21 protein-coding genes are annotated in these 20,457 nt (G+C 60.9%); 9 read left to right on the top strand and 12 right to left on the bottom strand.

Translation table 11 applies throughout. From position 1 onward, the window contains the following. The first annotated feature begins 239 nt into the window (after window positions 1-239). A complete protein-coding gene (locus AF71_RS10890) occupies window positions 240-995 on the top strand; it encodes an SDR family NAD(P)-dependent oxidoreductase (protein ID WP_018857856.1) in 756 nt (251 codons plus the stop codon). Between the two features lies 1 nt (window position 996). Here the strand turns inward: AF71_RS10890 and AF71_RS10895 are convergent, their stop codons facing one another. Genes AF71_RS10895 through AF71_RS10910 form a run of 4 tightly spaced genes read right to left on the bottom strand, consistent with a single transcriptional unit; the run spans window position 997 to window position 3,327 of the window. Then, complete coding sequence (locus AF71_RS10895; RefSeq protein WP_169681327.1) at window positions 997-1,425, bottom strand: DUF1178 family protein; 429 nt, start codon at window positions 1,423-1,425, stop codon at window positions 997-999. Continuing rightward, the gene (locus tag AF71_RS10900; RefSeq protein ID WP_169681329.1) at window positions 1,422-2,279 is read right to left on the bottom strand and encodes a carbon-nitrogen hydrolase family protein; all 858 of its coding nucleotides are present in this window, start codon (window positions 2,277-2,279) and stop codon (window positions 1,422-1,424) included. Before AF71_RS10900 ends, AF71_RS10895 begins: the two co-directional genes overlap by 4 nt. A 9-nt stretch (window positions 2,280-2,288) precedes the next feature. Next, a complete protein-coding gene (gene grxC / locus AF71_RS10905) occupies window positions 2,289-2,546 on the bottom strand; it encodes a glutaredoxin 3 (protein WP_169681331.1) in 258 nt (85 codons plus the stop codon). Between the two features lie 31 nt (window positions 2,547-2,577). After that, the gene (locus tag AF71_RS10910) at window positions 2,578-3,327 is read right to left on the bottom strand and encodes a ComF family protein (RefSeq protein ID WP_169681418.1); all 750 of its coding nucleotides are present in this window, start codon (window positions 3,325-3,327) and stop codon (window positions 2,578-2,580) included. Window positions 3,328-3,444: 117 nt separating this feature from the next. On the opposite strand from AF71_RS10910, the gene AF71_RS10915 reads away from it, so the two are divergent. Then, window positions 3,445-4,329, top strand: coding sequence for a methyltransferase domain-containing protein (locus AF71_RS10915; protein WP_025661652.1), 885 nt, complete (start codon window positions 3,445-3,447; stop codon window positions 4,327-4,329). 8 nt (window positions 4,330-4,337) lie between these two features. Here AF71_RS10915 and AF71_RS10920 read toward each other — a convergent pair whose 3' ends face one another. The 6 genes from AF71_RS10920 to AF71_RS10945 form a co-directional block, all read right to left on the bottom strand. Continuing rightward, window positions 4,338-4,502 carry a Flp family type IVb pilin gene (locus tag AF71_RS10920; RefSeq protein ID WP_025661651.1) on the bottom strand — a complete coding sequence of 55 codons (165 nt, stop codon included), beginning with the start codon at window positions 4,500-4,502 and terminating at the stop codon, window positions 4,338-4,340. A 66-nt stretch (window positions 4,503-4,568) separates the two neighbouring features. After that, entirely contained in the window at window positions 4,569-4,886 is a 318-nt protein-coding gene (locus AF71_RS10925) for a hypothetical protein (RefSeq protein ID WP_018857849.1), read from the bottom strand. A 123-nt stretch (window positions 4,887-5,009) separates the two neighbouring features. Next, window positions 5,010-5,423, bottom strand: a complete 414-nt coding sequence (mutT, locus tag AF71_RS10930; RefSeq protein WP_018857848.1) for an 8-oxo-dGTP diphosphatase MutT — start codon at window positions 5,421-5,423, stop codon at window positions 5,010-5,012. Further along, a complete protein-coding gene (locus tag AF71_RS10935) occupies window positions 5,420-6,202 on the bottom strand; it encodes a GNAT family N-acetyltransferase (RefSeq protein WP_018857847.1) in 783 nt (260 codons plus the stop codon). The genes mutT and AF71_RS10935 overlap by 4 nt, the downstream gene beginning before the upstream one ends. A 7-nt stretch (window positions 6,203-6,209) precedes the next feature. After that, the gene (gene argJ, locus AF71_RS10940; RefSeq protein ID WP_169681332.1) at window positions 6,210-7,451 is read right to left on the bottom strand and encodes a bifunctional glutamate N-acetyltransferase/amino-acid acetyltransferase ArgJ; all 1,242 of its coding nucleotides are present in this window, start codon (window positions 7,449-7,451) and stop codon (window positions 6,210-6,212) included. A 121-nt stretch (window positions 7,452-7,572) separates the two neighbouring features. Continuing rightward, window positions 7,573-8,460 carry a peptidylprolyl isomerase gene (locus tag AF71_RS10945; protein WP_018857845.1) on the bottom strand — a complete coding sequence of 296 codons (888 nt, stop codon included), beginning with the start codon at window positions 8,458-8,460 and terminating at the stop codon, window positions 7,573-7,575. 246 nt (window positions 8,461-8,706) lie between these two features. Here AF71_RS10945 and secA point away from each other — a divergent pair, with 246 nt between their 5' ends. The 5 genes from secA to AF71_RS10970 all read left to right on the top strand — a co-directional run bounded on the left by secA (window position 8,707) and on the right by AF71_RS10970 (window position 16,185). Then, a complete protein-coding gene (gene secA / locus AF71_RS10950) occupies window positions 8,707-11,421 on the top strand; it encodes a preprotein translocase subunit SecA (RefSeq protein ID WP_018857844.1) in 2,715 nt (904 codons plus the stop codon). Between the two features lie 191 nt (window positions 11,422-11,612). Further along, window positions 11,613-12,233, top strand: a complete 621-nt coding sequence (locus tag AF71_RS10955; RefSeq protein ID WP_169681334.1) for a C39 family peptidase — start codon at window positions 11,613-11,615, stop codon at window positions 12,231-12,233. A 35-nt stretch (window positions 12,234-12,268) separates the two neighbouring features. After that, a complete protein-coding gene (locus tag AF71_RS10960) occupies window positions 12,269-13,372 on the top strand; it encodes a D-alanine--D-alanine ligase family protein (protein WP_169681336.1) in 1,104 nt (367 codons plus the stop codon). Between the two features lie 109 nt (window positions 13,373-13,481). Continuing rightward, complete coding sequence (locus AF71_RS10965; protein WP_169681419.1) at window positions 13,482-14,891, top strand: oligosaccharide flippase family protein; 1,410 nt, start codon at window positions 13,482-13,484, stop codon at window positions 14,889-14,891. A gap of 4 nt (window positions 14,892-14,895) precedes the next feature. Next, a complete protein-coding gene (locus AF71_RS10970) occupies window positions 14,896-16,185 on the top strand; it encodes a GNAT family N-acetyltransferase (protein ID WP_018857840.1) in 1,290 nt (429 codons plus the stop codon). Window positions 16,186-16,206: 21 nt separating this feature from the next. Here AF71_RS10970 and AF71_RS10975 read toward each other — a convergent pair whose 3' ends face one another. Then, entirely contained in the window at window positions 16,207-17,835 is a 1,629-nt protein-coding gene (locus AF71_RS10975) for an AMP-binding protein (protein ID WP_018857839.1), read from the bottom strand. A 177-nt stretch (window positions 17,836-18,012) separates the two neighbouring features. On the opposite strand from AF71_RS10975, the gene AF71_RS10980 reads away from it, so the two are divergent. Beyond that, complete coding sequence (locus AF71_RS10980; protein ID WP_169681337.1) at window positions 18,013-18,993, top strand: aldo/keto reductase; 981 nt, start codon at window positions 18,013-18,015, stop codon at window positions 18,991-18,993. A gap of 75 nt (window positions 18,994-19,068) precedes the next feature. Further along, window positions 19,069-19,863: a class I SAM-dependent methyltransferase gene (locus AF71_RS10985; protein ID WP_169681339.1), complete on the top strand. Its 795-nt coding sequence runs from the start codon at window positions 19,069-19,071 to the stop codon at window positions 19,861-19,863. Here AF71_RS10985 and AF71_RS10990 read toward each other — a convergent pair. Beyond that, entirely contained in the window at window positions 19,860-20,444 is a 585-nt protein-coding gene (locus AF71_RS10990; protein ID WP_018857836.1) for a TetR/AcrR family transcriptional regulator, read from the bottom strand. The two genes, AF71_RS10985 and AF71_RS10990, sit on opposite strands and share 4 nt — an antisense overlap. Window positions 20,445-20,457 lie beyond the last annotated feature (13 nt).

Here is a 20,457-nt window from a genome sequence, read left to right on the forward strand (position 1 = left end):
TCAGGCCAAGTCATCGGTGGACCGCTCAAGCGCTCTTCTGTGCAGAAACCTCCCTGTCGTTGTATAAGTTCTTCATAATGTCGCCGTGTCGGAGGGCGCCTCTTGCGGCAATGGGCGCCGCGAAGCTAGGTTGAGACGCTTCGCGCCGCGGCGCCGGCGCGTTTCGCGGGGCTTCCGGGAGGTTGGCAGCTGTTCGCGTTTGAATTGACCTTGTCGCAGGGGAGCGATAGCAAATAACGATGAATCTTGGTTTCGAAGGAAAAGTAGCGATCGTCACCGGCGCCGGCTCAGGCATTGGCGCGGCCATCTCCCGTCAGTTGGCCGAGGAGGGCGCGGAAGTTGTCGTCGCCGATATCAATGTGGAAGCAGCGGAGCGGGTTGCAACGGAGATTCGCGAAAAAGGAGGCAAATCTCGCCATTTTGCGGTCGACGTGACCGATGCTGCAGCTGTTGAAAAGCTGGTCAAAACGGTCGCCGAAACCTGCGGCGGCCTCCATCTTGCGGTCAACAATGCCGGCGTCGACGGCGTGCGCAGGGCGACGGGAGATTATCCGCTCGACAACTGGCACAAGCTGATGGACGTCAACCTCAACAGCGTTTTCTACTGCATGAAATACGAGATCGGAGCGATGCTGGCCCGCGGCGGCGGTGCGATCGTCAATGTATCCTCCGTGCTCGGTGCCGTCGCACTGCCGATCGCATGCGCCTATACGGCGGCTAAACACGGCGTCGTGGGACTGACAAAGGCGGCGGCGATAGAATATGCCCGCCTGGGAATCCGCATCAATGCGGTCGGTCCCGGCTGGATTGAGACACCACTCTCATCGGAACATCGTGATATTGCGAGCAGCCGTCGCATGGAAGCACTGCAGCCGATGGGCCGGCGCGGCACGCCCGAAGAAGTGGCAGCTCTCGTCTGTTTCTTATTGTCGGAGCAGGCAAGCTTCATCACCGGCAGCTACCATCTCGTGGATGGCGCCTACAGCGCGCACTAGCTCAATTCACATCGTCGGGCAAAACAGGCAGGGCCGCGATTTCGATGCCTTCGTCCAAAAGCGCTTGGGCCTCATCCATCGTGGTCTGCCCGATGATGCCGCGGGCGTCGCTTTCCCCGTAATGTATCTTGCGGGCCTCCTCGGGAAACCGCGTTCCGACATCCTCGGAATTGGCCCTGATCGTCGCAACAGCCTCTTTCAGCTTCTGCAACGCGTCGCGCCGCATCGTATCCATCGCCAGCGTCTGCAATTCATCCTTCTTGCGCGCCGTCGAAACCGAAGGCGCCATCAGGAGCTTGGAGATGGATGCGGAGTTGCAGGCGGGACAGGTCAGGAATCCTGATGCGATCTGGCGATCGAAATCGGCACTTTCGGAAAACCAGCCTTCGAATTCGTGGGCATTTTCACAACGCAGCGAATAACGGATCAAGCGGCCACGCCTCCTGCGACTGCCCCTGGAACCCTCTCGATTGAGAAATCACGGCCGTTTTTCAGATTGGGAATCTTGTCATGAGCTGACTTGACGGCCGCCGTATCAATGTCGGCAAGGATGACGGCTTCGCCCTCCGGCCCGGCCGAAGCCAGAACGCGGCCCCAGGGATCGACGATCATCGAATGACCAAAGGTCTCACGCCCGTCCTCGTGGCGCCCGGCCTGAGCAGCGGCAATCACAAAAACGCCATTCTCGATCGCGCGTGCCCGAAGCAGGATTTCCCAATGTGCTTCGCCGGTCTGCTTCGTGAAGGCAGCAGGCACCGTCATCACTTCGGCGCCGGCAACAGCCTGGGCGCGGAAAAGGGTGGGGAAGCGAACGTCATAACAGATCGCAAAGCCCATTTCAGCAAAGGGAAGCGACAACACGCGCGCCTCGGACCCCGGCCGGTAGGCAGCGCTCTCGCGCCAGCTTTCGCCGTTGTCGAGATCGACATCGAACATATGGATCTTGTCGTAACGATTAAGGATCTTGCCATCAGGCCCGAAGAGGTAGCCGCGGTTGGCAAGCTTGCCGTCATCGAGCGCAATAGCGGTCGAGCCCACATGCATGAAGATGCCGAGCTCCCGGGCCAATTCCGAACCCGTCCGCACGATGACGTCATTGGTTTCGTCGCGAAGCAGTGTCTTGGCAGCGGCACGATCGCGCTGCAGCATGCCTGTCATCTCAGGTGTCTGCACATAGATCGCGCCCTGGCCCGCAGCGTCGCGGACGAGGCGCGCCATCGCGGCAGCGTTCCTCTCGGGATCGACGCCGGAGCACATCTGGATGGCGGCAGCCGTAAACGTCATCGCACTTCCTTACGCGGCAAGCAGAGGATCAAGCCCGCCGGCCCGATCCAGCGCATAGAGATCATCGCATCCGCCGACGTGCTGCTCGCCAATGAAAATCTGCGGGAACGTCGTGCGGCCGTTGGCCTTGCCGATCATTTCCTGGCGAAGTTCCGGCACAAAGGTCGCATCGTGCTCGACGAAATCCACGCCCTTTTCGGACAGCAGCGATTTGGCGCGCGCGCAGTAGCCGCAGGCTTGGCGCGTATAAATGGTCACGGGTGCCATGGGGTCTCCAGACAATACGGTTATCTTTTCGTCATATAGTTTCTGAAAGAGCCCTTGCAAAGGTCAAAACCGTGATGTCCGTCGCTCCGGCCTTGCGCAGTACTTTTGCCGCCGCGGCAACCGTGGCACCGGTCGTGTAGACATCATCGACAAGGACAAGCCGCTTGCCGAAGACGTCGTTGTCCCGCGCCTTGGCAATGGCAAAGACACCGCGAACATTTTCCTCGCGCGCCTCTGCGCCGAGACCCACCTGAGGGCGGGTGCGTTTGACGCGCATCAGCGTTGCCGGCAGAAGCGCCCTTCCGGATCGCTGCGCCAGATGACGCGCCAGCTCTGCAGCCTGGTTGAATTTGCGCGAGAACATGCGGCTTCGGTGCAGCGGTACCGGCAGGATGGCGTCACACCGCTCCACCATCCCGTCACTCGCGCGTAGCATCCATTCGGACATCATTGGCGCGAGATCTGTTCTGTCGCGGTATTTCAGGCCATGCACCAACTGGCGCACCGGCTCGTCATGAAAGGCGGCTGACCGCAGCCGGTCGAACGGCGGCGGATTGGCAATCGCCTCGGCGCTGAGAATGCCGGAACCGAGATCATGCGAGAACGGTATCCCGAGGATTTCGCAATACGGCCGTTCGATGAAGCGCAGTCCGGACCAGCACGTCGGACAAAGGCCGTTGTGGCGACCGGTGGCGATGCCGCAAACCACGCATCCCGGCGGATAGACAAGGTCGACCAAGCGCCCGAAGGGACGCATTAGAAGCGTCCCATCCAACTTCATAGGCAATCGTCGTCTCCCAAGCCCCACTGCCCCAACCCTCTCGCGAAAGCTTAGCGCGTTTCGCCTTCGAGGAAAATCGCCTTGCAGCACCGGTTCTGCGGGACTATGCACTGCGCCATGGATATGATCTTCGACCAGGCCCGGATCGCAGTAAACCGGCATCGCGCCCGTCTCCACCATGACCCTAAGGCGACCTTCCTTCTCGATATCGCCGCGGAAGAACTCGGCGAGCGTCTTGCCGTGGTCGAACGGACCTTCGAACATGCGGTCGAGCTGCATGGCGCCACCGGGGCTGCGGCCCGCGCTGCGATCGCAACCGGCAAGGTCAGGCAACTGACACGGGTCGAAAGCGAGCACGCCTATGCGGAAGCGGGCGAGGCTATCATCGAGGCTGCTCTGGAAGAGGTTCCCCTGGAGCCACAGTCGGCAAACCTCGTGCTGGCCCCGCTCAGCCTTCACTTGACCAACGACACGCCGGGCGTCTTCATCCAGATCCGTCGCGCCTTGAAACCCGATGGGCTCTTTCTTGCCGCGATCCCTGGATCGGGCACATTGCAGGAGCTGCGCGAGATCCTGCTGGCGACAGAAATCGAAATGACCGGAGGTGCGAGCCCACGGGTCATCCCTTTCGCCGACGTGCGCGACGTCGGCGGTCTCATGCAGCGCGCCGGTTTCGCCCTGCCCGTGATCGATGCAGAGACCTATACGGTCCGCTACGACTCGATCTTTCCGCTGATGAAAGACCTGCGGGCGATGGGAATGACCAATCCGCTTCTTGCGCGCAGCCGCAAACCTCTGACGCGCGCCTTCTTCCTACGGGCGGCTGAAATCTATGCCGAGCGATACGCCGATCCGGACGGCCGGATCAGGGCAACCTTCTCGATCATCTATGTCTCGGGATGGGCACCGCACGAAAGCCAGCAGAAGCCGCTTCGCCCAGGATCGGCGAAGGTGAGGCTCGCCGATGCGTTGAAGGTCGAGGAGCATAAGCTGAAGCAGTAGAAATCGGCTCAGTTCGGGAACTGGTTGGCGATATTGCTCAAAAGGCCGTTGATATCGCCACCAAGCGCCCGCGCTCCACCGATGAGAGCCACGGATATGAGGGCCGCAATCAGGCCGTATTCGATCGCGGCCGCGCCACGGACGTCTGCCAGAAATGCCCTTATTAGTCGCATGCCAACCTCGGCGCTAAAGCGGCAGTCCTTCATCACGTTGCGTCTGCCGCGGCAGCAACGCCAGTATCAGCAACCAGCTCCGCTTCCGTAACCCTGAACCACGCAAACAGAACCCGGCGTTTCCTGAAGCACGCTGCGGCGGATCGTGTAGCGTTTGCCGTTCTCGGTCTTCGGTATCGAGCCCGTTGTCATCGTATCGAATTCCGACGGCGCGCTGGCAAAGACGCTCGACCTGGACTTGTCAGCAAGCATCGGCGTCAAGATCAAAGTCAGGGCAACAACGGCCGTGCCAAACAGCAGCGCAATATTCAGCACTCCCGTTCTGCTCGAGCCAGTCGAGGCCTGTTCTTTCTCTCTAACAGCTTTCCAGAAATCGTCGTCCATGCGTCAAGCCTTCTACACACACGCCAGTTGCTTGATTGAGGCCGATATTTGGCAGAAGGTGTTAAACGATCGATTAATATCCACACCCAAATTCGACGCTTACTGGATAATAATCAGAAGTTCCTAAAGTAAATCCTGCAACATCGGGATCAGGGGCTCGTCAGCGGGCGGCATCGGGTAGTCGCGCAGAGCTTGCGGCTTCACCCATTTCAACGCCTGCCCCTCTTTCCCGTGCGGAATTCCTTCATAGCGCCGGCAGACATAGAGCGGCATCAGCAGATGGAATTTCTCATAGGTATGGCTCGCGAAAGTCAGGGGCGCCAGGCAGGCGACCTTGGTCGTGATCCCGAGCTCCTCGTGAAGCTCGCGCACCAATGATTCCTCCGGCGTCTCGCCCGGCTCCACTTTGCCACCGGGAAACTCCCAAAGCCCCGCAAGCGATTTTCCCTCGGGGCGTTGCGCCAACAGAATTCGCCCGTCGGCATCGATCAGGGCACAAGCGGCAACGAGAAGGATGTTTCGGGCTGCCTCGCTCATCGTGACGGCTCCTGCCGCCAGTAGGAATAGCGGTAGGCTTCACGGAAGCCGAGCCGTTCGTAGAGTGCCAGGGCCGGAGCGTTCGTCGCCTTCACCTGCAACCAGGCGGAACGGGCGGTGCGCATCCTGGCCCAGCGCAGGGCCGATGTCAGGATTTCCATGCCAAGGCCCTCGCGGCGGCGCTCCTTGGCGACGGAGAGCGACATGATGCCGGCGAGGTCGTTGTCCTGAACGCAGAGAACGGTCGCAAGCGGCCCCGTTTCCGCATCTTCGATCATGAACAGGCCCGACGGCGGCTTGATCGCATTGATGATTTCGGCGAGCGCCGGCTTGAGCTTGGACGAGACGCCGTCGGTTGCCAGATTGGCATCCACGAAGCGGCCAATATCGTGAGTCGGCAGATGATCGAGCGTATCCGGCAGTTCCGCATGCGCAAGATCGCAGGTCATGACGATCGTCTCGTCGAAGGATGACCACTGCTGTTCCCGCACGAGGTCGATCAATACCGGCGAGGCGAGCGGCGTCTGACGCAGAACTGCCGGGCGGCCATAGGCTTCGAACTTGCGGCCTGCCTTGGCAAGACGGATTTCGACATCGCGGTGATCTGAAGGATCGAGCGGCACGATCGAATTCAGCCGATTGGACGGATGCCCCGCCGTCAGCCGTATCTGCCAACTGCCGTCGTACTGCACGGATGAGGCTGGCCAAGCCCGGAAGCCGACAGCCTCCAGCCTGCGCACGAGTGGCAGATTTGCCTTCTTGGATAATGCTTCAGTCAATGAAAAATCAGCTCCGGTAGTCACCGTTGATGGCGACATACTCCTTTGTAAGGTCGCACGTCCAGACCGTGGCGGTGCCGTTTCCAAGACCGATGTCGACCTTCACAGGAATATCCTGCTTTTTCATGACGTTGGTTGCAGCTTGCTCGGAATATACGGCGTCGCGCTCGCCGTTGACGGCAACACGCACATCGCCGAACCAGATAGCCAGCCGATCGCGGTCGGCCATTTCACCGGACTTGCCGACGGCCATGACAATACGGCCCCAGTTGGCGTCCTCGCCGGCGGCCGCGGTCTTGACCAGCGGCGAATTGGCGATCGACAGCGCGATCTTCTTGGCCGCGGCATCGCTTTCGGCCCCAGTCACCGTGATCTCCAGCATCTTCGTCGCACCTTCGCCGTCGCGCACGACCTGCAGGGCAAGATCCTTCAGAAGATCATTGAGCGCAGCGCGGAACGAGGCAAGGCGGGCGTCATCGGCGCTCTCGACCCGAGCCTGACCGTCCTCGGCAGCCGCGCCGGTGGCAAACAGCATCAACGTATCAGAGGTCGAGGTATCGCTGTCGACCGTCATCGAATTGAACGTCGGATCAACGCCCGCGGATAGGAGCGATTGCAGGGCGGCGGGAGCAATATCGGCATCGGTGACCACGAAGGAAAGCATGGTCGCCATATCAGGCGCAATCATGCCGGCGCCCTTGGCAATGCCATTGATCGTCACCTTCACGCCGCCGATCTCGGCACTGCGGGTGGCGACCTTCGGATAGGTGTCTGTGGTCATGATCGCCTTGGCGGCCTCGAACCAGAAGTCACCGGTCGCATCCTTGTGCATCTGGTCGAGAACGCCAGAGAACTTCGTCGCGTCCAGCGGTTCCCCGATGACACCGGTCGACGCGAGGTAGACCTCGTTCTCGCCGCAACCGACGGCAGCCGCTGCCGACTTTGCCGTCAGGGCGGTCGCGTCGCGCCCCTTCAAACCAGTGAAAGCATTCGCATTGCCGGAATTGACGACGACAGCGCGTGCTGTGCCATGCGGCAGGTTTGCGCGGCAGAAATCGACCGGCGCCGAAGGGCACTTCGAGCGCGTAAAAACGCCCGCGACTGCGGCCGGCTTGTCGAACACCATCATCAGTACGTCGGTGCGGTTCTTGTACTTGATGCCGGCTGAGGCAGTGGCCATGCGCACGCCGCTCAGGGCGGGCACATTGGCATATGATTTCGGAGCGAGCGGAGAAACGGAACCGGACATGGCAATTCGACCTGGTGGCTGGAAGGATTTTCAGGGCGAGGTATAAGCCGGCTCGCCCTGCGGAAATACGACAACTGCTATAGTGAAGGGCCCGGAAGAACCGGGCCCTAAACTTTGGATTTTACTGCTGCGGCTGCGCGGCGGGTTCATCACCCGGCTGCGGCTGCTTGTTGGCGTCGTCATAGCCCTTGCGCAGCGCTTCGTCGGTGATCTCGACCTTGGACTTTTCCTTGGCAGAGGCGAGAAGCGCAAGGTACTTGTCGCGCATGACGAGCTGGCGAACCTGGTCCTTGACCTGATCGAAGGCTGGTGGAGCGGCGTCGCGCTTATCTTCGACCAGGATAACGTGATAGCCGAAATCGGTCTTCACGGGGGTCTTGGTGTAGGTGCCCTTGTCAAGGGCGAAGGCGGCCTCTTCGAATTCCTTGACCATGCGGCCCTTGGTGAAATAGCCGAGATCGCCACCGTCAGCCTTGTTCGGATCGGTGGACTTTTCCTTCGCCAGATCCGCGAAGCTCTTGCCGGCGTCCAGCTGCTTGATGACGTCCTTGGCCTCGTCCTCGGTCTTCACGAGAATGTGGCGGGCGTGAACTTCTTCCTGCTTCGGAAGTGCTGCGACTTCCTTGTCGTAGCGCGCCTTGACGTCCGCGTCGGTCACCGTGTCGACGACGTGCTTCTTGAAGTAGGCGTTGTGCAGTTCGCGATCAGCGAGATACTGCATGCGCTTCTTGAATTCGGCGTTCTGGTCGAGCTTTTCGGCCGTTGCGTCCAGCGCCAGCAGCTTGACGTCGATGGCGGCGGACAGGGCGGCGATCTTCTTCTGGTCGTCCGGCAGCTGGGCGAGCTGCGGGTCGAGATTGGCAACGGCCAGATCGAGATCGGACTGATGAATCTCGACATCGCCGACCTTGGCGACGACGGCATCCGGCTTGTCTTCCGCACGGACCGGCGCCTGGAACGCAACGAAGGTTGCGAACGCCATCACAGCGATTTTGTTGTAGTTCAACATCAAATAACCCTTCACAGTTACACCCACCGGCTTCAGCTTCGTGAATTCAGCCTGAAACAGCCATCAACACTGGAATGTGGCCTTTGTATATCAGCCAAATCCGTTGACATCATTCGACCCCCCTCTTATCTGTCACGCAACCTCGCGTCCAGAACAGTTTCCTGGCGTTTCGAGACGTGTGCCTGAAATTCGGCCGGGCAGCGGATAAGAAAAGCCGGGGAATATTATTGAGAAAGGACCAGTCATATGGTCAGCTTTGGCGGTATAGCCCGCAAAATATTTGGCTCTGCCAATGATCGCCGCGTGCGGTCCTTCCAGCCGAAAGTCGCAGCCATCAACGCCATCGAAGAAAAGACGAAGGCTTTGAGCGACGAGCAGCTGGCTGCCCAGACCGTCGAATTCCGCAAGATGCTGGCAGACGGCAAGACGCTCGACGACATCCTTGTGCCTGCGTTCGCCGTTGTGCGCGAGGCTTCGCGCCGCGTTCTCGGCCTGCGACCTTTTGACGTACAGCTGATCGGCGGCATGATCCTTCATGACGGCGACATCGCGGAAATGAAGACCGGTGAGGGCAAGACGCTTGTTGCCACGTTGCCGGTCTACTTGAACGCACTCGCCGGCAAGGGCGTCCACGTTGTCACCGTGAACGACTACCTCGCCCGCCGCGACGCCGCGACCATGGGCAAGATCTATGGCTTCCTCGGCCTGACCACGGGCGTCATCGTCCACGGCCTGTCGGACGAGGAGCGCGCTGCCGCCTATAACTGCGACATCACTTACGCGACCAACAACGAACTCGGCTTCGACTATCTGCGCGATAACATGAAGTACGAGAAGAACCAGATGGTCCAGCGCGGCCACAACTTCGCGATCGTCGACGAAGTGGACTCGATCCTCGTCGACGAAGCGCGCACGCCGCTGATCATTTCCGGTCCGCTGGACGACCGCTCCGACCTCTACAACACGATCGACGCCTTCATTCCGCAACTGAGCGAAGGCGACTACGAGATCGACGAAAAGCAGCGCTCAGCCAACTTCTCCGAAGAAGGCACCGAGAAGCTGGAAAACCTGTTGCGCCAGGCTGGCCTGCTGAAGGGCCAGTCGCTCTACGACATCGAGAACGTGGCGATCGTCCACCACGTCAACAACGCGCTCAAGGCCCACAAGCTGTTCCAGCGCGACAAGGACTACATTGTCCGCAACGACGAGATCGTCATCATCGACGAGTTCACCGGCCGCATGATGCCGGGCCGCCGCTACTCGGAAGGCCAGCACCAGGCTCTGGAAGCCAAGGAAAGGGTGACCATCCAGCCGGAAAACCAGACGCTGGCGCAGATCACTTTCCAGAATTACTTCCGTATGTACGGCAAGCTCGCCGGCATGACCGGTACGGCGCAGACGGAAGCGGAAGAATTCGGCAACATCTACGGCCTCGAGGTTGTCGAAGTGCCGACCAACCTGCCGATCAAGCGTACCGACGAAGACGACGAGGTCTATCGGACCTTTGAAGAGAAATACAAGGCTATCATTGCCGAGATCGCGGACGCTCAGAAGCGCGGCCAGCCGGTTCTCGTCGGCACGACCTCGATCGAAAAGTCGGAACTGCTCGCCGAGATGATGCGCAAGCAGGGCTTCAAGGACTTCCAGGTCCTGAACGCCCGCTACCACGAGCAGGAAGCGTATATTGTCGCGCAGGCCGGCGTGCCGGGTGCGGTAACGATCGCCACCAACATGGCGGGCCGCGGTACGGACATTCAGCTCGGCGGCAACCTTGAAATGCGTGTCGAACGCGATCTTGGCGAGATCGAGCCCGGCCCCGAGCGCGACGCAAAGATCGAAGGGATCCGCGAAGAGATCAAGCAGCTCAAGGAGCAGGCACTTGCCGCCGGTGGCCTTTATGTCATCGCGACCGAGCGCCACGAGAGCCGCCGCATCGACAACCAGCTGCGCGGCCGTTCCGGCCGTCAGGGCGACCCTGGCCGTTCCAAGTTCTACCTGTCGCTTCAGGACGACCTGATGCGCATCTTCGGTTCCGACCGCATGGATAGCATGCTGCAGAAGCTCGGTCTCAAGGAGGGCGAAGCCATCGTTCATCCCTGGATCAACAAGGCTCTGGAGCGCGCGCAGAAGAAGGTCGAAGCCCGCAACTTCGACATCCGCAAAAACCTCCTGAAATACGACGACGTTCTGAACGATCAGCGCAAGGTGATCTTCGAACAGCGCCTCGAGTTGATGGAAGCGGCCAATATTTCCGAGACCGTCTCCGACATGCGCCGCGAGGTCATCGACGATCTCGTCGAGAAGCACATCCCCGAGCGCGCCTATGCCGAGAAGTGGGATGCCGTTGGCCTGAAGGAGCGGACAGCAGCCTTGCTCAACCTCGATCTGCCGGTTGAGGACTGGGTTAAGGAGGAAGGTATCGGCGAGGACAGCATTCGCGAGCGCCTGACGGAAGCATCCAATGCGGCTTTCACGGAAAAGGCCGAACGCTTTGGCGACGACATCATGCACTATGTCGAGCGCTCGATCGTCATGCAGACGCTCGACCACCTGTGGCGCGAGCATATCGTCAACCTCGACCACCTGCGCTCCGTCATCGGCTTCCGTGGCTACGCACAGCGCGATCCGCTGCAGGAATACAAGTCGGAAGCGTTCGAGCTCTTCACCTCGCTCCTGAACAACCTGCGTGAAGCCGTCACCGCACAGCTGATGCGCGTCGAACTCGTGCAGCAGGCACCTGCGGAGCCGGAACCTCCGTTCATGCAGGCTCACCACCTCGATCCGAATACGGGCGAAGACGATTTCGCGCCCGCGTTCCTGGCCTCGGAAGTGGTTGTCGCCCCGGAAAACCGCAATCCGACCGACCCCTCGACCTGGGGTCATGTCGGCCGCAACGAGCCTTGCCCCTGTGGCTCCGGCAAGAAGTTCAAGCATTGCCACGGCGCCTTCGCACAGGCTTGAGCCGGCCGGTAAGCTAGAAACAAGGCCCTCGCGACGGAAACGTCGCGAGGTTTTTTTTGTCCGCCCAGTTGTCGCTCGCGCCCAGCCCCTTCACAACTCCTGATTTAATAATCAGCGCACACTTCAGCCACAGAACTGTCGCTTTGTTCGCCGAGTTTGCGACCATATTCGTTTTGATTGCCGAGGAAGAGATGAACGCTTGCGCCCGAGCGGTTCCCTATTTCAGCCAGTGGGAAACGGCGTCGATGACGCTGCCTGTGCTTGAAAGCGGCTCGTCTGCATTATTGAGCGATCCGCTCTGGCACCAGTCTGGCGCCGAGACGGTCGAAGAATATGCCCGCTGGGCGGTCAATATCTGCGGCATGGCATGCCTGAAGATGGCACTTGCCGCACGCGGCGAGATGCACCGGACCATCGACCTGGCACGGGCCTGCACTGCTTTTGGCGGGTACGTCGTCAACGAGGCGGATCAATCGATCAAGGGATTGATCTATGCGCCGTTCGTCACCTTCGTCGGGCGGGCCTTCGGCCTCAAGGCCGAAACGATCACCAATCTGCCGACCACTGATATTCCCTATTTGCTTCGCAGGCACACATTCTTCATCGCCTCGGTCAACAGCCAGATCCGGTGGCCGGATCGCGAGCCGCGGTCGCGCGGCGGCCATCTCGTACTGGTAACGGCGGCATCGCCCGGAACGATCCGTTTCCACAATCCATCCGGCCATGACGCTCAAAGCCAGGCAGACGTCGTACTGCCGCTCCCAACCTTCGACCGCTTCTTCGCCAATCGCGGCGTGGCCATCATTCTCTGACAACCTCAACAGACCCATCCGAGCAGAAAATCATCATGCCGAACACGCGTTCTACGGAAACTGACCGGCCCACAGCCTCGCGCCTGCGGGTCGCTGTCCTCTTCGGCGGGCGTTCGCCCGAGCACGATGTCTCAATCCTGTCGGCAACCAATGTCGTCAATGCGCTCGATCGTGACCGCTACGACGTTCTTCCCATCTACGTGACGAAGGAAGGGCGGTGGTTGCTGATGGCACGGCAGACGGAACTGTCGACCGCAGCAACCGTCGGCGACGCTCCGGAATTGACGCTGCTGCCCGGCGGTCGGGGCCGCCTGCTAGCCATTCCCGCGAATGCAGCTCCATACGAAGTTCCGCCGATCAACATCCTGTTTCCCGTCCTGCATGGCATGCACGGCGAGGACGGATCGGTACAGGGACTGGCCGCCGTCGCCCGCGTGCCGCTCGCAGGCTGTGGCATCCTCGGCTCGGCAACGGCCATCGACAAGGATATCGCCAAGCGCCTGTTGAAGGAGGCTGGTCTACCGGTCGCGAAGGCCGTCTGCATCGAACAGGGCGCGGAGCTGCCCTTCGCTGATGTTGTAAAAAAACTCGGCCTTCCGCTTTTCATCAAGCCCGCGCGCCAGGGCTCTTCCGTCGGCGTCAGTAAGGTAGCCGACGCCGACAGCTACGCCGCCGCCCTCGCCGAAGGCTTCAGGCACGACCGCAAGCTGCTGGCAGAGGAATTCATCACCGGCCGCGAGATTGAATTCAGCGTGCTCGAACACGCCGATGGTTCGCTCTTCGTATCACTGCCCGGCGAGATAGTGCCCGCCGAAACCCACGGCTTTTATAGCTACGAGGCCAAGTATATCGACGAGAATGGCGCAGCGCTCAGAGTTCCCGCGCAACTGCCGAAGGAGATCGGGGAAGAACTGCGCCGCACAGCGACCAATGCCTTCAAAGCGCTCGGCTGCGATGGAATGGCGAGGGTCGATTTCTTTCTCACGCCCGACATGTCCTTCGTCGTCAACGAACTCAACACCATACCCGGCTTCACCAATATTAGCATGTATGCCAAGGCCATGGCCGCCAGTGGCGTCAGCTATGCCGAGGTTCTCGACCGACTGATCGAACGTGCGCTTTCCCATGCAGGCCGCTGATTTCTGGCGTTCCAGCCGTTGGCACGAATGACGGTGTCACAACCGTTTCTTAACGCCGTTCTGCCAAGACTTCGACGACGATTTGCCTGAAGAGTTTTGCGTGTTTGTGATGGCGGTCATTGAGACGGCGGAAAAGATGCTGCCTGCGGGTCTGCGCCCGGCGGGAAGTCGCCTGCTGCGCTCGTTTGTGACCGCTCTGACTGCGCGCGGCGATAAGGCTACAGCTCAGCGCATGGCGCTGACCGCCTTTTCCATCCGCATCGTCAGCGCCGCCCTCGCCTTTCTGTCGCAAATCGTATTGGCCCGCCTCATGGGCGAATATGAGTACGGAATTTTTGTATTCGTCTGGGTGCTGATCGTCCTCTTCGGCGATCTTTCCTGCCTGGGCTTCCACACCGCCGTCGTGCGGTTCCTGCCGCAATACAAGGCGGCCGGCTCTTTTGAGAAGATCCGCGGACTGACCGGCACCGCCCGCATCTTCGGATTGCTCTCCGGCACGGCCGCTCTTGTCATCGGCATGATCGCCCTGCATCTCTTCCGCGACAGGATCGAGGGTTATTATGTCATCCCGATCTTCCTCGGACTGGTCGCCATGCCGATGATCGCCCTCGGTGATATTCTCGAAGGCACGTCGCGGGCCAATCACTGGCCTGTCATGGCGTTGAGTCCTGCCTACATCGTACGGCCGGTCCTCATCATTCTTTTCATGCTGACTGCGATCGGGCTTGGCGCGCCGCGCACCGCGATGACGGCGATGCAGGCCGCACTCATCGCGACCTATGTCACCACCGTCGGCCAATACGTCGCAACGCTCTTGCGACTGCGCCGCCATTACCAAGAGGGTCCGCGCGAGGTCGACTTTCTCGGTTGGCTTGGTGTCGCCTTCCCAATCTTCCTTATCGAGGGGGTCAGCTTCCTGTTGACCAATTCTGATGTGGTCGTGGTCGGCATCTTCCTCGAACCGCACGACGTCGCGATCTATTTCGCCGCCGCCAAGACGATGGCGCTGGTCCACTTCATCAATTTCTCCGTGAAGGCGGCATCCGGTCCGCGCTTTTCAAGCCTCATCGCCGAGGGGACACGCGAGCAGCTCGCGGCTGCTGCGATCGACGCCGCGCGATGGACCTTCTGGCCCGCGCTCGCCATCGGCCTGGCCGTTGTCGCCGCCGGCCATTTTCTGCTCTCGCTCTTTGGCGGCACTTTCACCGCTGGCTATATCGTGATGGCAATCCTGCTGGCGGGCATCCTCGCCAAAGCCCTGGTCGGACCGGCGGAAACGCTGCTGATGATGGCTGGCAAGCAGAACGTCTGCGTTCTGCTCTATGCCGGAGCGCTGGCAGCGAACATCAGCCTCAACCTGCTCCTCATCCCAAGACTGGGTATCGAGGGTGCGGCGATCGCCACGGCCTCGGCCATGGGCGTCGAAGCCATCCTCCTGCATTTTGCCGTCCGGCGCGCGCTTGGAATTATGCTTTTCGCATTTGCCACGCCTCCGGCCAAAACAGACATGGAAGCCTGATATAATGGTGCGCATTCCTCCAGCTACTGAAACGACCGATGTCACGACGAACCGCATGGTTCACGAGCTAGCGGCTCTCGATTTCGACATGCCACGGCCGGATGCGCGCGTTGAAGTCGGCCGTCCGGGCCGTGAACTCTGCCTCTATTCCGGCAAGCTCGGCTACGAACTGCAGGAAGAGCTCGATTTCCTCTCCAACCGAGCGATGGAGCCGAATGTCTTCTTCACCGGTCGCTTCCTCGCCCCGGCCATGCCGCGGCTGGATGATAGAGAGGTTAACTTCGCCCTGTTGCGGGATCTGAGCGACACGCGAAGCCGGATGCGCTTCCTGATGCCGTTCTCCATCGAAAAACCCGGCTTCGCCGTCGGCCCCTCGATCGTACGGGTCTGGTCGAACGGCTTTGCACCGCTCGGCACGCCGCTGGTCGATACCGAGGATGCAGGCGAAACGCTGGACAATCTCTATGACGGCCTGACCCATCGGGACCTGCGCCTGCCCCCAATTCTCGTGCTGCCGGATGTCAGGCTGAACGGGCTCTTTGCCCGCATGGCAAGGGCGGTCGCCATCGGCCGCAACCTGCCGATCACCATCGCCAATCCCTATCAGCGCGCCATGCTGCAGAGCGACGAGGAAGCAACCGTCTATCTGCGCGACGCGATTTCTTCGTCGCATCTGAAGGAGATGCGGCGGCAATGGCGTCTGCTCGAGGACTTGGGCACGGTGGTTTATAACGTCGCCCGCCAGGCGCGTGAAGTCCACGCGCGTTTCGAAGAGTTCCTTGCGCTCGAGGCCGGCGGCTGGAAGGGCAAGAAGCGCAGTGCGCTGGTGACCGATCGCTACCACACCGCCTTTGCCCGAGAGGCGGTTTCCAACCTCGCCGCCGTCGATGCCGTTCGTGTCCACACGATCGACCTCAACGGCAAGGCAATCGCCTCGATGGTGGTCTTGATGATGGGCGGCGAGGCCTACACCTGGAAGACGGCCTACGACGAAGCCTATGCGCGCTATTCGCCAGGCAAGTTGCTGATGGGCGAGGTGACCGAATGGCACCTTGACGACGCCAACATCGTTCGTTCCGACTCCTGCGCCATCCCCGATCACCCGATGATCAATCGCTTCTGGAAGGAGCGGGAGGAGATGGGCACGATGGTAATCGGGCTGAACCAGAACGGCGACCGGGACGTGCGCCAGGTGGCCGCCCAGCTCCATATGTACAGCAGCACCCGCAACGTCGCGAAGATGCTGCGACAGAAGATCATGTCACTCGCCCGGCGTGGAAAGTCTCCCCAGTGACGTCAGGTCACGCCAAAGCCGTCAGCCGGCAGCGGCCCGCTCCCTGAGCAGGCGCCGGATGACCTTGCCTGTCGTGGTCAGCGGCAGTTCCGGGACAAATTCCACTTCGCGCGGATACTCGTGCATCGAAAGCCGCAACTTCACCCATTCGCTGATCTCGGACGCCAGCTGTTGGCTTGGCTCGAATCCTGGCGCCAGCACGACATAGGCCTTGACGATCTCGGTGCGAACGGGATCGGGCTTGCCGATGGCTGCGGCCAGCTGCACGGCGGGATGGCCGATGAGGCAGTCCTCGATTTCGGCTGGCCCGATCCGATAGCCTGAGGAGGTGATGACATCGTCATCCCGCCCGAAGAAGGTGACGTAGCCGTCCGCATCCTGGCGCCCGATATCGCCTGTCAGAAGCCAATCGCCGACAAACTTCCGCTCGGTCGCCCCGACGTCGTCCCAATAGCCGAGAAACATCACGGGATCCGGGCGGCGGATGGCAATCTGCCCAGCTTCGCCAACAGGAAGCTCCTTGCCGGCTTCGCTGACGATGGCCACACGATGCCCGGGCACCGGGCGTCCGATTGCGCCGGGACGACTGATTCCGATCGCGGCGCTCGACGAAAGCACGAAATTGCACTCCGTCTGGCCGTAGAACTCGTTGACCGTAATCCCGAGCGTCCGCTTGACCCATTCCAGCGTTTCGGCACCGAGCGACTCGCCCGCTGCGCCGATGGTGCGCAAGACGAGATCATATTTGGCACGTGGATCTGGCACCGATTTCAGTAGCCGCAAGGCCGTCGGCGGAATGAAACCGTTGCGCACCTTCATTTCGGCCATGATGCGATAAGCCATGTCGGCATCGAATTTCTGCGCTGGCGAGGAGACGACGGGAACACCGAGCAACAGGCTGGGCAGCAGCGCATTCAGCAAACCGCCAGCCCAGGCCCAGTCCGAAGGTGTCCAGACCTTGTCTCCGGCCTGCGGAAATCCCTCATGGGCAAACTGCATGCCCGGTATGTGCCCCGCCAGCACCTGATGACCGTGAAGCGCGCCCTTCGGCGGACCGGTCGTTCCCGACGTGAAGATCATCAGCGCCGGATCGTGGGGCGCGGTTTTCGCGACCTCGAACACCGGGGGATGGCTTTGGAGCAGCCCTGAAAAGTATCGCACGCCCTGTCGATCGCCGTCGACGCAGATCACTTCGGAAAGGTCAGGTAGTCGCTCGCGGATATGACTGATGCGGTCGAGCCCGAATGTGTTGGTGATGACGACGGAAGCGCCCGCGGTCCGCAGCCGGTATTCCAGCGCCTCGACGCCGAAGAGCAAGGCCAACGGCAGTGCGATCGCGCCGATCTTGTAGATCGCAACATGGGCGATAACGGTCTCGAACGACTGCGGCAGGAGCAGGGCGACCCGATCACCTTTCGTTACCCCCAAAGACACCAGCGCATTGGCGAGCGACGCCGACCGGTCGGCCAGCTCGCGGTAGGTCATGGAGAGATGATTGCCGTCAGGGCTGAAGTGCTCAAGGCAAACGCGATCAGGCGTCCGCGCCGCCCATTCGTCGCTCACCGCGCGGCCGATATTGAAATCCTCCGGTATTTCCCAGGCGAAATCACGGTAAAGGTCTTCGTAGCGATCGCGCTGCGGTAGTCTCATCGGCGAAAATCCAGTCAAATGCTGCAGCAGCTAACACCGAGAGCCCGGCACACGCAAGCGCGAGACCTTGCGATGGCTTCTCGATGGTCACAAAACTTTTGTGTGAGGAGCAGACACTTTCAAGCTTGCCGCGCTAGATCAAAGGGCGCTGGGTAGCGACTCGTTTGGAGCAATTTCATGGATTACGTCAAATTTGGCGGCACTGGCTTGGAAGTGTCGAAGATCTGCCTGGGTTGCATGACCTTCGGCGAACCTGGCCGTGGCAACCACAGTTGGACACTCGGCGAAGAAGACAGCCGGGCATTGATCAGACAGGCGCTCGATCTCGGCATCAACTTCCTCGACACCGCCAACACCTATTCGGACGGCTCCTCGGAGGAGATCGTCGGGCGCGCGATCCAGGACTTTTCAAAGCGGGACGAGATCGTGCTCGCGACCAAGGTCTTTAACCGCATGCGTCCGGGGCCGAACGGCGCCGGCCTGTCGCGCAAGGCGATCTTCGACGAGATCGACAACAGCCTGCGTCGCCTTGGCACCGACTATGTCGACCTCTATCAGATCCACCGGTTCGATTATACGACGCCGATCGAAGAAACGCTGGAAGCCCTGCATGATGTCGTGAGGGCAGGCAAGGCGCGCTATATCGGCGCCTCCTCCATGTATGCCTGGCAATTCGCCAAGATGCTCTATACCTCGCGCGCCAATGGCTGGACGCAATTCGTCAGCATGCAAGATCATCTGAACCTGCTCTACCGGGAGGAAGAGCGCGAAATGCTGCCCTTCTGCCAGGATCAGAAGATCGCCGTCATTCCCTGGAGCCCGCTCGCCCGCGGTCGGCTGACGCGCGACTGGGATGAGAAGACGACCCGCAGCGAGACGGACGAATTCGGCAAGACGCTCTACAAGCAGGCGGAAGACGCCGATCGTACCATCATCGGCGTTGTCGGAAAGCTGGCCGAAAAACATGGTGTCTCCCGTGCCCAGATTGCGACCGCCTGGATCCTGCAGAAGGGCGCCGTCACGGCGCCGATCATCGGCGCGTCGAAAGCCAAGCACTTGGCCGACGCCGTCGCCGCACTGTCCGTAAAGCTGGCCCCAGAAGACGTCGCCGCGCTCGAGGAACCCTATGTTCCCCACAGGGTCGAAGGTTTCAAATAACGCGACAGTTTGGAGAGTTGCCGGTCGCGGGCGTTGAGCCGGCGACCGCGGCCACTTCCGTTCAAGGATATTGCCATGACGACGATCCCCTTCGAAGCGCGCCGCTTTCAATCCACGGCCGCCTACTACACGCGCTATCGCGTTCCCTATCCCGATCAACTCATCGGGCAGGTTGTCAAGCGCGCCGGCCTCGTGGCCGGCGAGCGTGTGCTTGACCTTGGTTGCGGCCCCGGTCAGCTCGGCATTGCTTTCGCGCGGCTGGCCGGAGCAACGGTCACTGGCCTCGATCCGGAACCGGAAATGCTGGAGGCGGCGCGGACGGATGCAGCCGCCGTCGGTGTCAACGTCACCTTCATCAAGGGCTCTTCATACGATCTCGGCCCGCGCTTTGCGCCGCTCAAGATGACGGTCATGGGGCGTTCGTTTCACTGGATGGACCGCCCCGAGACGCTGAAGGCTCTCGATGAAATCACCGTGACTGACGGTTGCGTGGTGCTGTTCGGCGATCGCCACATCTCCTCGACGCCCGACTGGCGGCAGGCCGTCAACGAGATCGCCGAGAGCTTCGCACCGGAGCGCAATGCCAATCGCGAACGGCGGAAAAGCCCGGATTGGATTGAGCATGAAAGCATCCTCCTTCGCTCGCCCTTCGGTGATCTGGAGCGGATCTCCGTTGTGAGGGAGCGCAAGCTCGGCCTCGACGATATCGTCGGCCGCGCCTTCTCGACCTCGGTGACATCGCCACAGGCGCTTGGCGAAAGGACGGCAGCCTTCGAGGCCGAGCTTCGCGCCACCCTCCTCAAGCTTTCGCCCGAGGGCAGCTTCCTGGAGGTGGTGGAGATCGGCGGCCTGATTGCACGCCGCGGCTAGCCTTCGGTCCTGTTCTCAAGGGAGAGTGCATCGCGAGTCGCATAGAGAAAGCTGTCGGAGAGTTCACGGCTCTCGACGGCTCGCGCCAGGATCACCGCACCCATCATCGCTGAAAGCGTCGTAAAGCCCTTCTCGCGCCGTTCCTCTGGCGTCTTGCCGGACACAATCTTGGACAGAATATCAACGAGCATCGAAAGCCCATCGTTGAATGTCTCGCGCATCGCTCCGTGACTGCGACTGACTTCCTGGGCAAGCGAAGCGAAAACGCAGCTGCCGCCTGGGTCGTCGACGCTGCAGCGCGACAGATAGTGATTGAGCAGCGCATCGAACGGCCGCTCCGGCGCCGACGCGATGATCTCGTTCCAGCGAATCTTCACCTTCTCGATCAATGCGCGGCTCACTTCCAGCGCCAGCTCTTCCTTGGATTCGAAATGGCCGTAGAACCCGCCATGCGTCATCCCGGCAGCCTTCATGATCTCGGCGACGCCTATGCCGTCGAAACCCTTTTCGCGAAACAGCACCCCGGCAACCGTCAGGATCTTCTCGCGATTCTCGGCAAATTTCTCTCGGCTGACCCGCATTCGGTTCTCCGCA

Source organism: Rhizobium sp. 57MFTsu3.2, from assembly GCF_012932765.1.
GTDB lineage: Bacteria > Pseudomonadota > Alphaproteobacteria > Rhizobiales > Rhizobiaceae > Rhizobium > Rhizobium altiplani.

Bases quoted from the DNA above. Each gene is read 5' to 3' on its own strand.
- AF71_RS10915 (WP_025661652.1), top strand. From the start codon at position 3,445: ATGGATATGATCTTCGACCAGGCCCGGATCGCAGTAAACCGGCATCGC.
- mutT (WP_018857848.1), bottom strand. From the start codon at position 5,423: ATGAGCGAGGCAGCCCGAAACATCCTTCTCGTTGCCGCTTGTGCCCTG.
- AF71_RS10970 (WP_018857840.1), top strand. From the start codon at position 14,896: ATGGTGCGCATTCCTCCAGCTACTGAAACGACCGATGTCACGACGAAC.
- AF71_RS10985 (WP_169681339.1), top strand. From the start codon at position 19,069: ATGACGACGATCCCCTTCGAAGCGCGCCGCTTTCAATCCACGGCCGCC.
- argJ (WP_169681332.1), bottom strand. From the start codon at position 7,451: ATGTCCGGTTCCGTTTCTCCGCTCGCTCCGAAATCATATGCCAATGTG.
- AF71_RS10900 (WP_169681329.1), bottom strand. From the start codon at position 2,279: ATGACGTTTACGGCTGCCGCCATCCAGATGTGCTCCGGCGTCGATCCC.
- grxC (WP_169681331.1), bottom strand. From the start codon at position 2,546: ATGGCACCCGTGACCATTTATACGCGCCAAGCCTGCGGCTACTGCGCG.
- AF71_RS10920 (WP_025661651.1), bottom strand. From the start codon at position 4,502: ATGCGACTAATAAGGGCATTTCTGGCAGACGTCCGTGGCGCGGCCGCG.
- AF71_RS10965 (WP_169681419.1), top strand. From the start codon at position 13,482: ATGGCGGTCATTGAGACGGCGGAAAAGATGCTGCCTGCGGGTCTGCGC.
- AF71_RS10890 (WP_018857856.1), top strand. From the start codon at position 240: ATGAATCTTGGTTTCGAAGGAAAAGTAGCGATCGTCACCGGCGCCGGC.
- AF71_RS10990 (WP_018857836.1), bottom strand. From the start codon at position 20,444: ATGCGGGTCAGCCGAGAGAAATTTGCCGAGAATCGCGAGAAGATCCTG.
- AF71_RS10980 (WP_169681337.1), top strand. From the start codon at position 18,013: ATGGATTACGTCAAATTTGGCGGCACTGGCTTGGAAGTGTCGAAGATC.
- AF71_RS10955 (WP_169681334.1), top strand. From the start codon at position 11,613: ATGAACGCTTGCGCCCGAGCGGTTCCCTATTTCAGCCAGTGGGAAACG.
- AF71_RS10925 (WP_018857849.1), bottom strand. From the start codon at position 4,886: ATGGACGACGATTTCTGGAAAGCTGTTAGAGAGAAAGAACAGGCCTCG.
- AF71_RS10910 (WP_169681418.1), bottom strand. From the start codon at position 3,327: ATGAAGTTGGATGGGACGCTTCTAATGCGTCCCTTCGGGCGCTTGGTC.
- AF71_RS10945 (WP_018857845.1), bottom strand. From the start codon at position 8,460: ATGTTGAACTACAACAAAATCGCTGTGATGGCGTTCGCAACCTTCGTT.
- secA (WP_018857844.1), top strand. From the start codon at position 8,707: ATGGTCAGCTTTGGCGGTATAGCCCGCAAAATATTTGGCTCTGCCAAT.
- AF71_RS10960 (WP_169681336.1), top strand. From the start codon at position 12,269: ATGCCGAACACGCGTTCTACGGAAACTGACCGGCCCACAGCCTCGCGC.
- AF71_RS10975 (WP_018857839.1), bottom strand. From the start codon at position 17,835: ATGAGACTACCGCAGCGCGATCGCTACGAAGACCTTTACCGTGATTTC.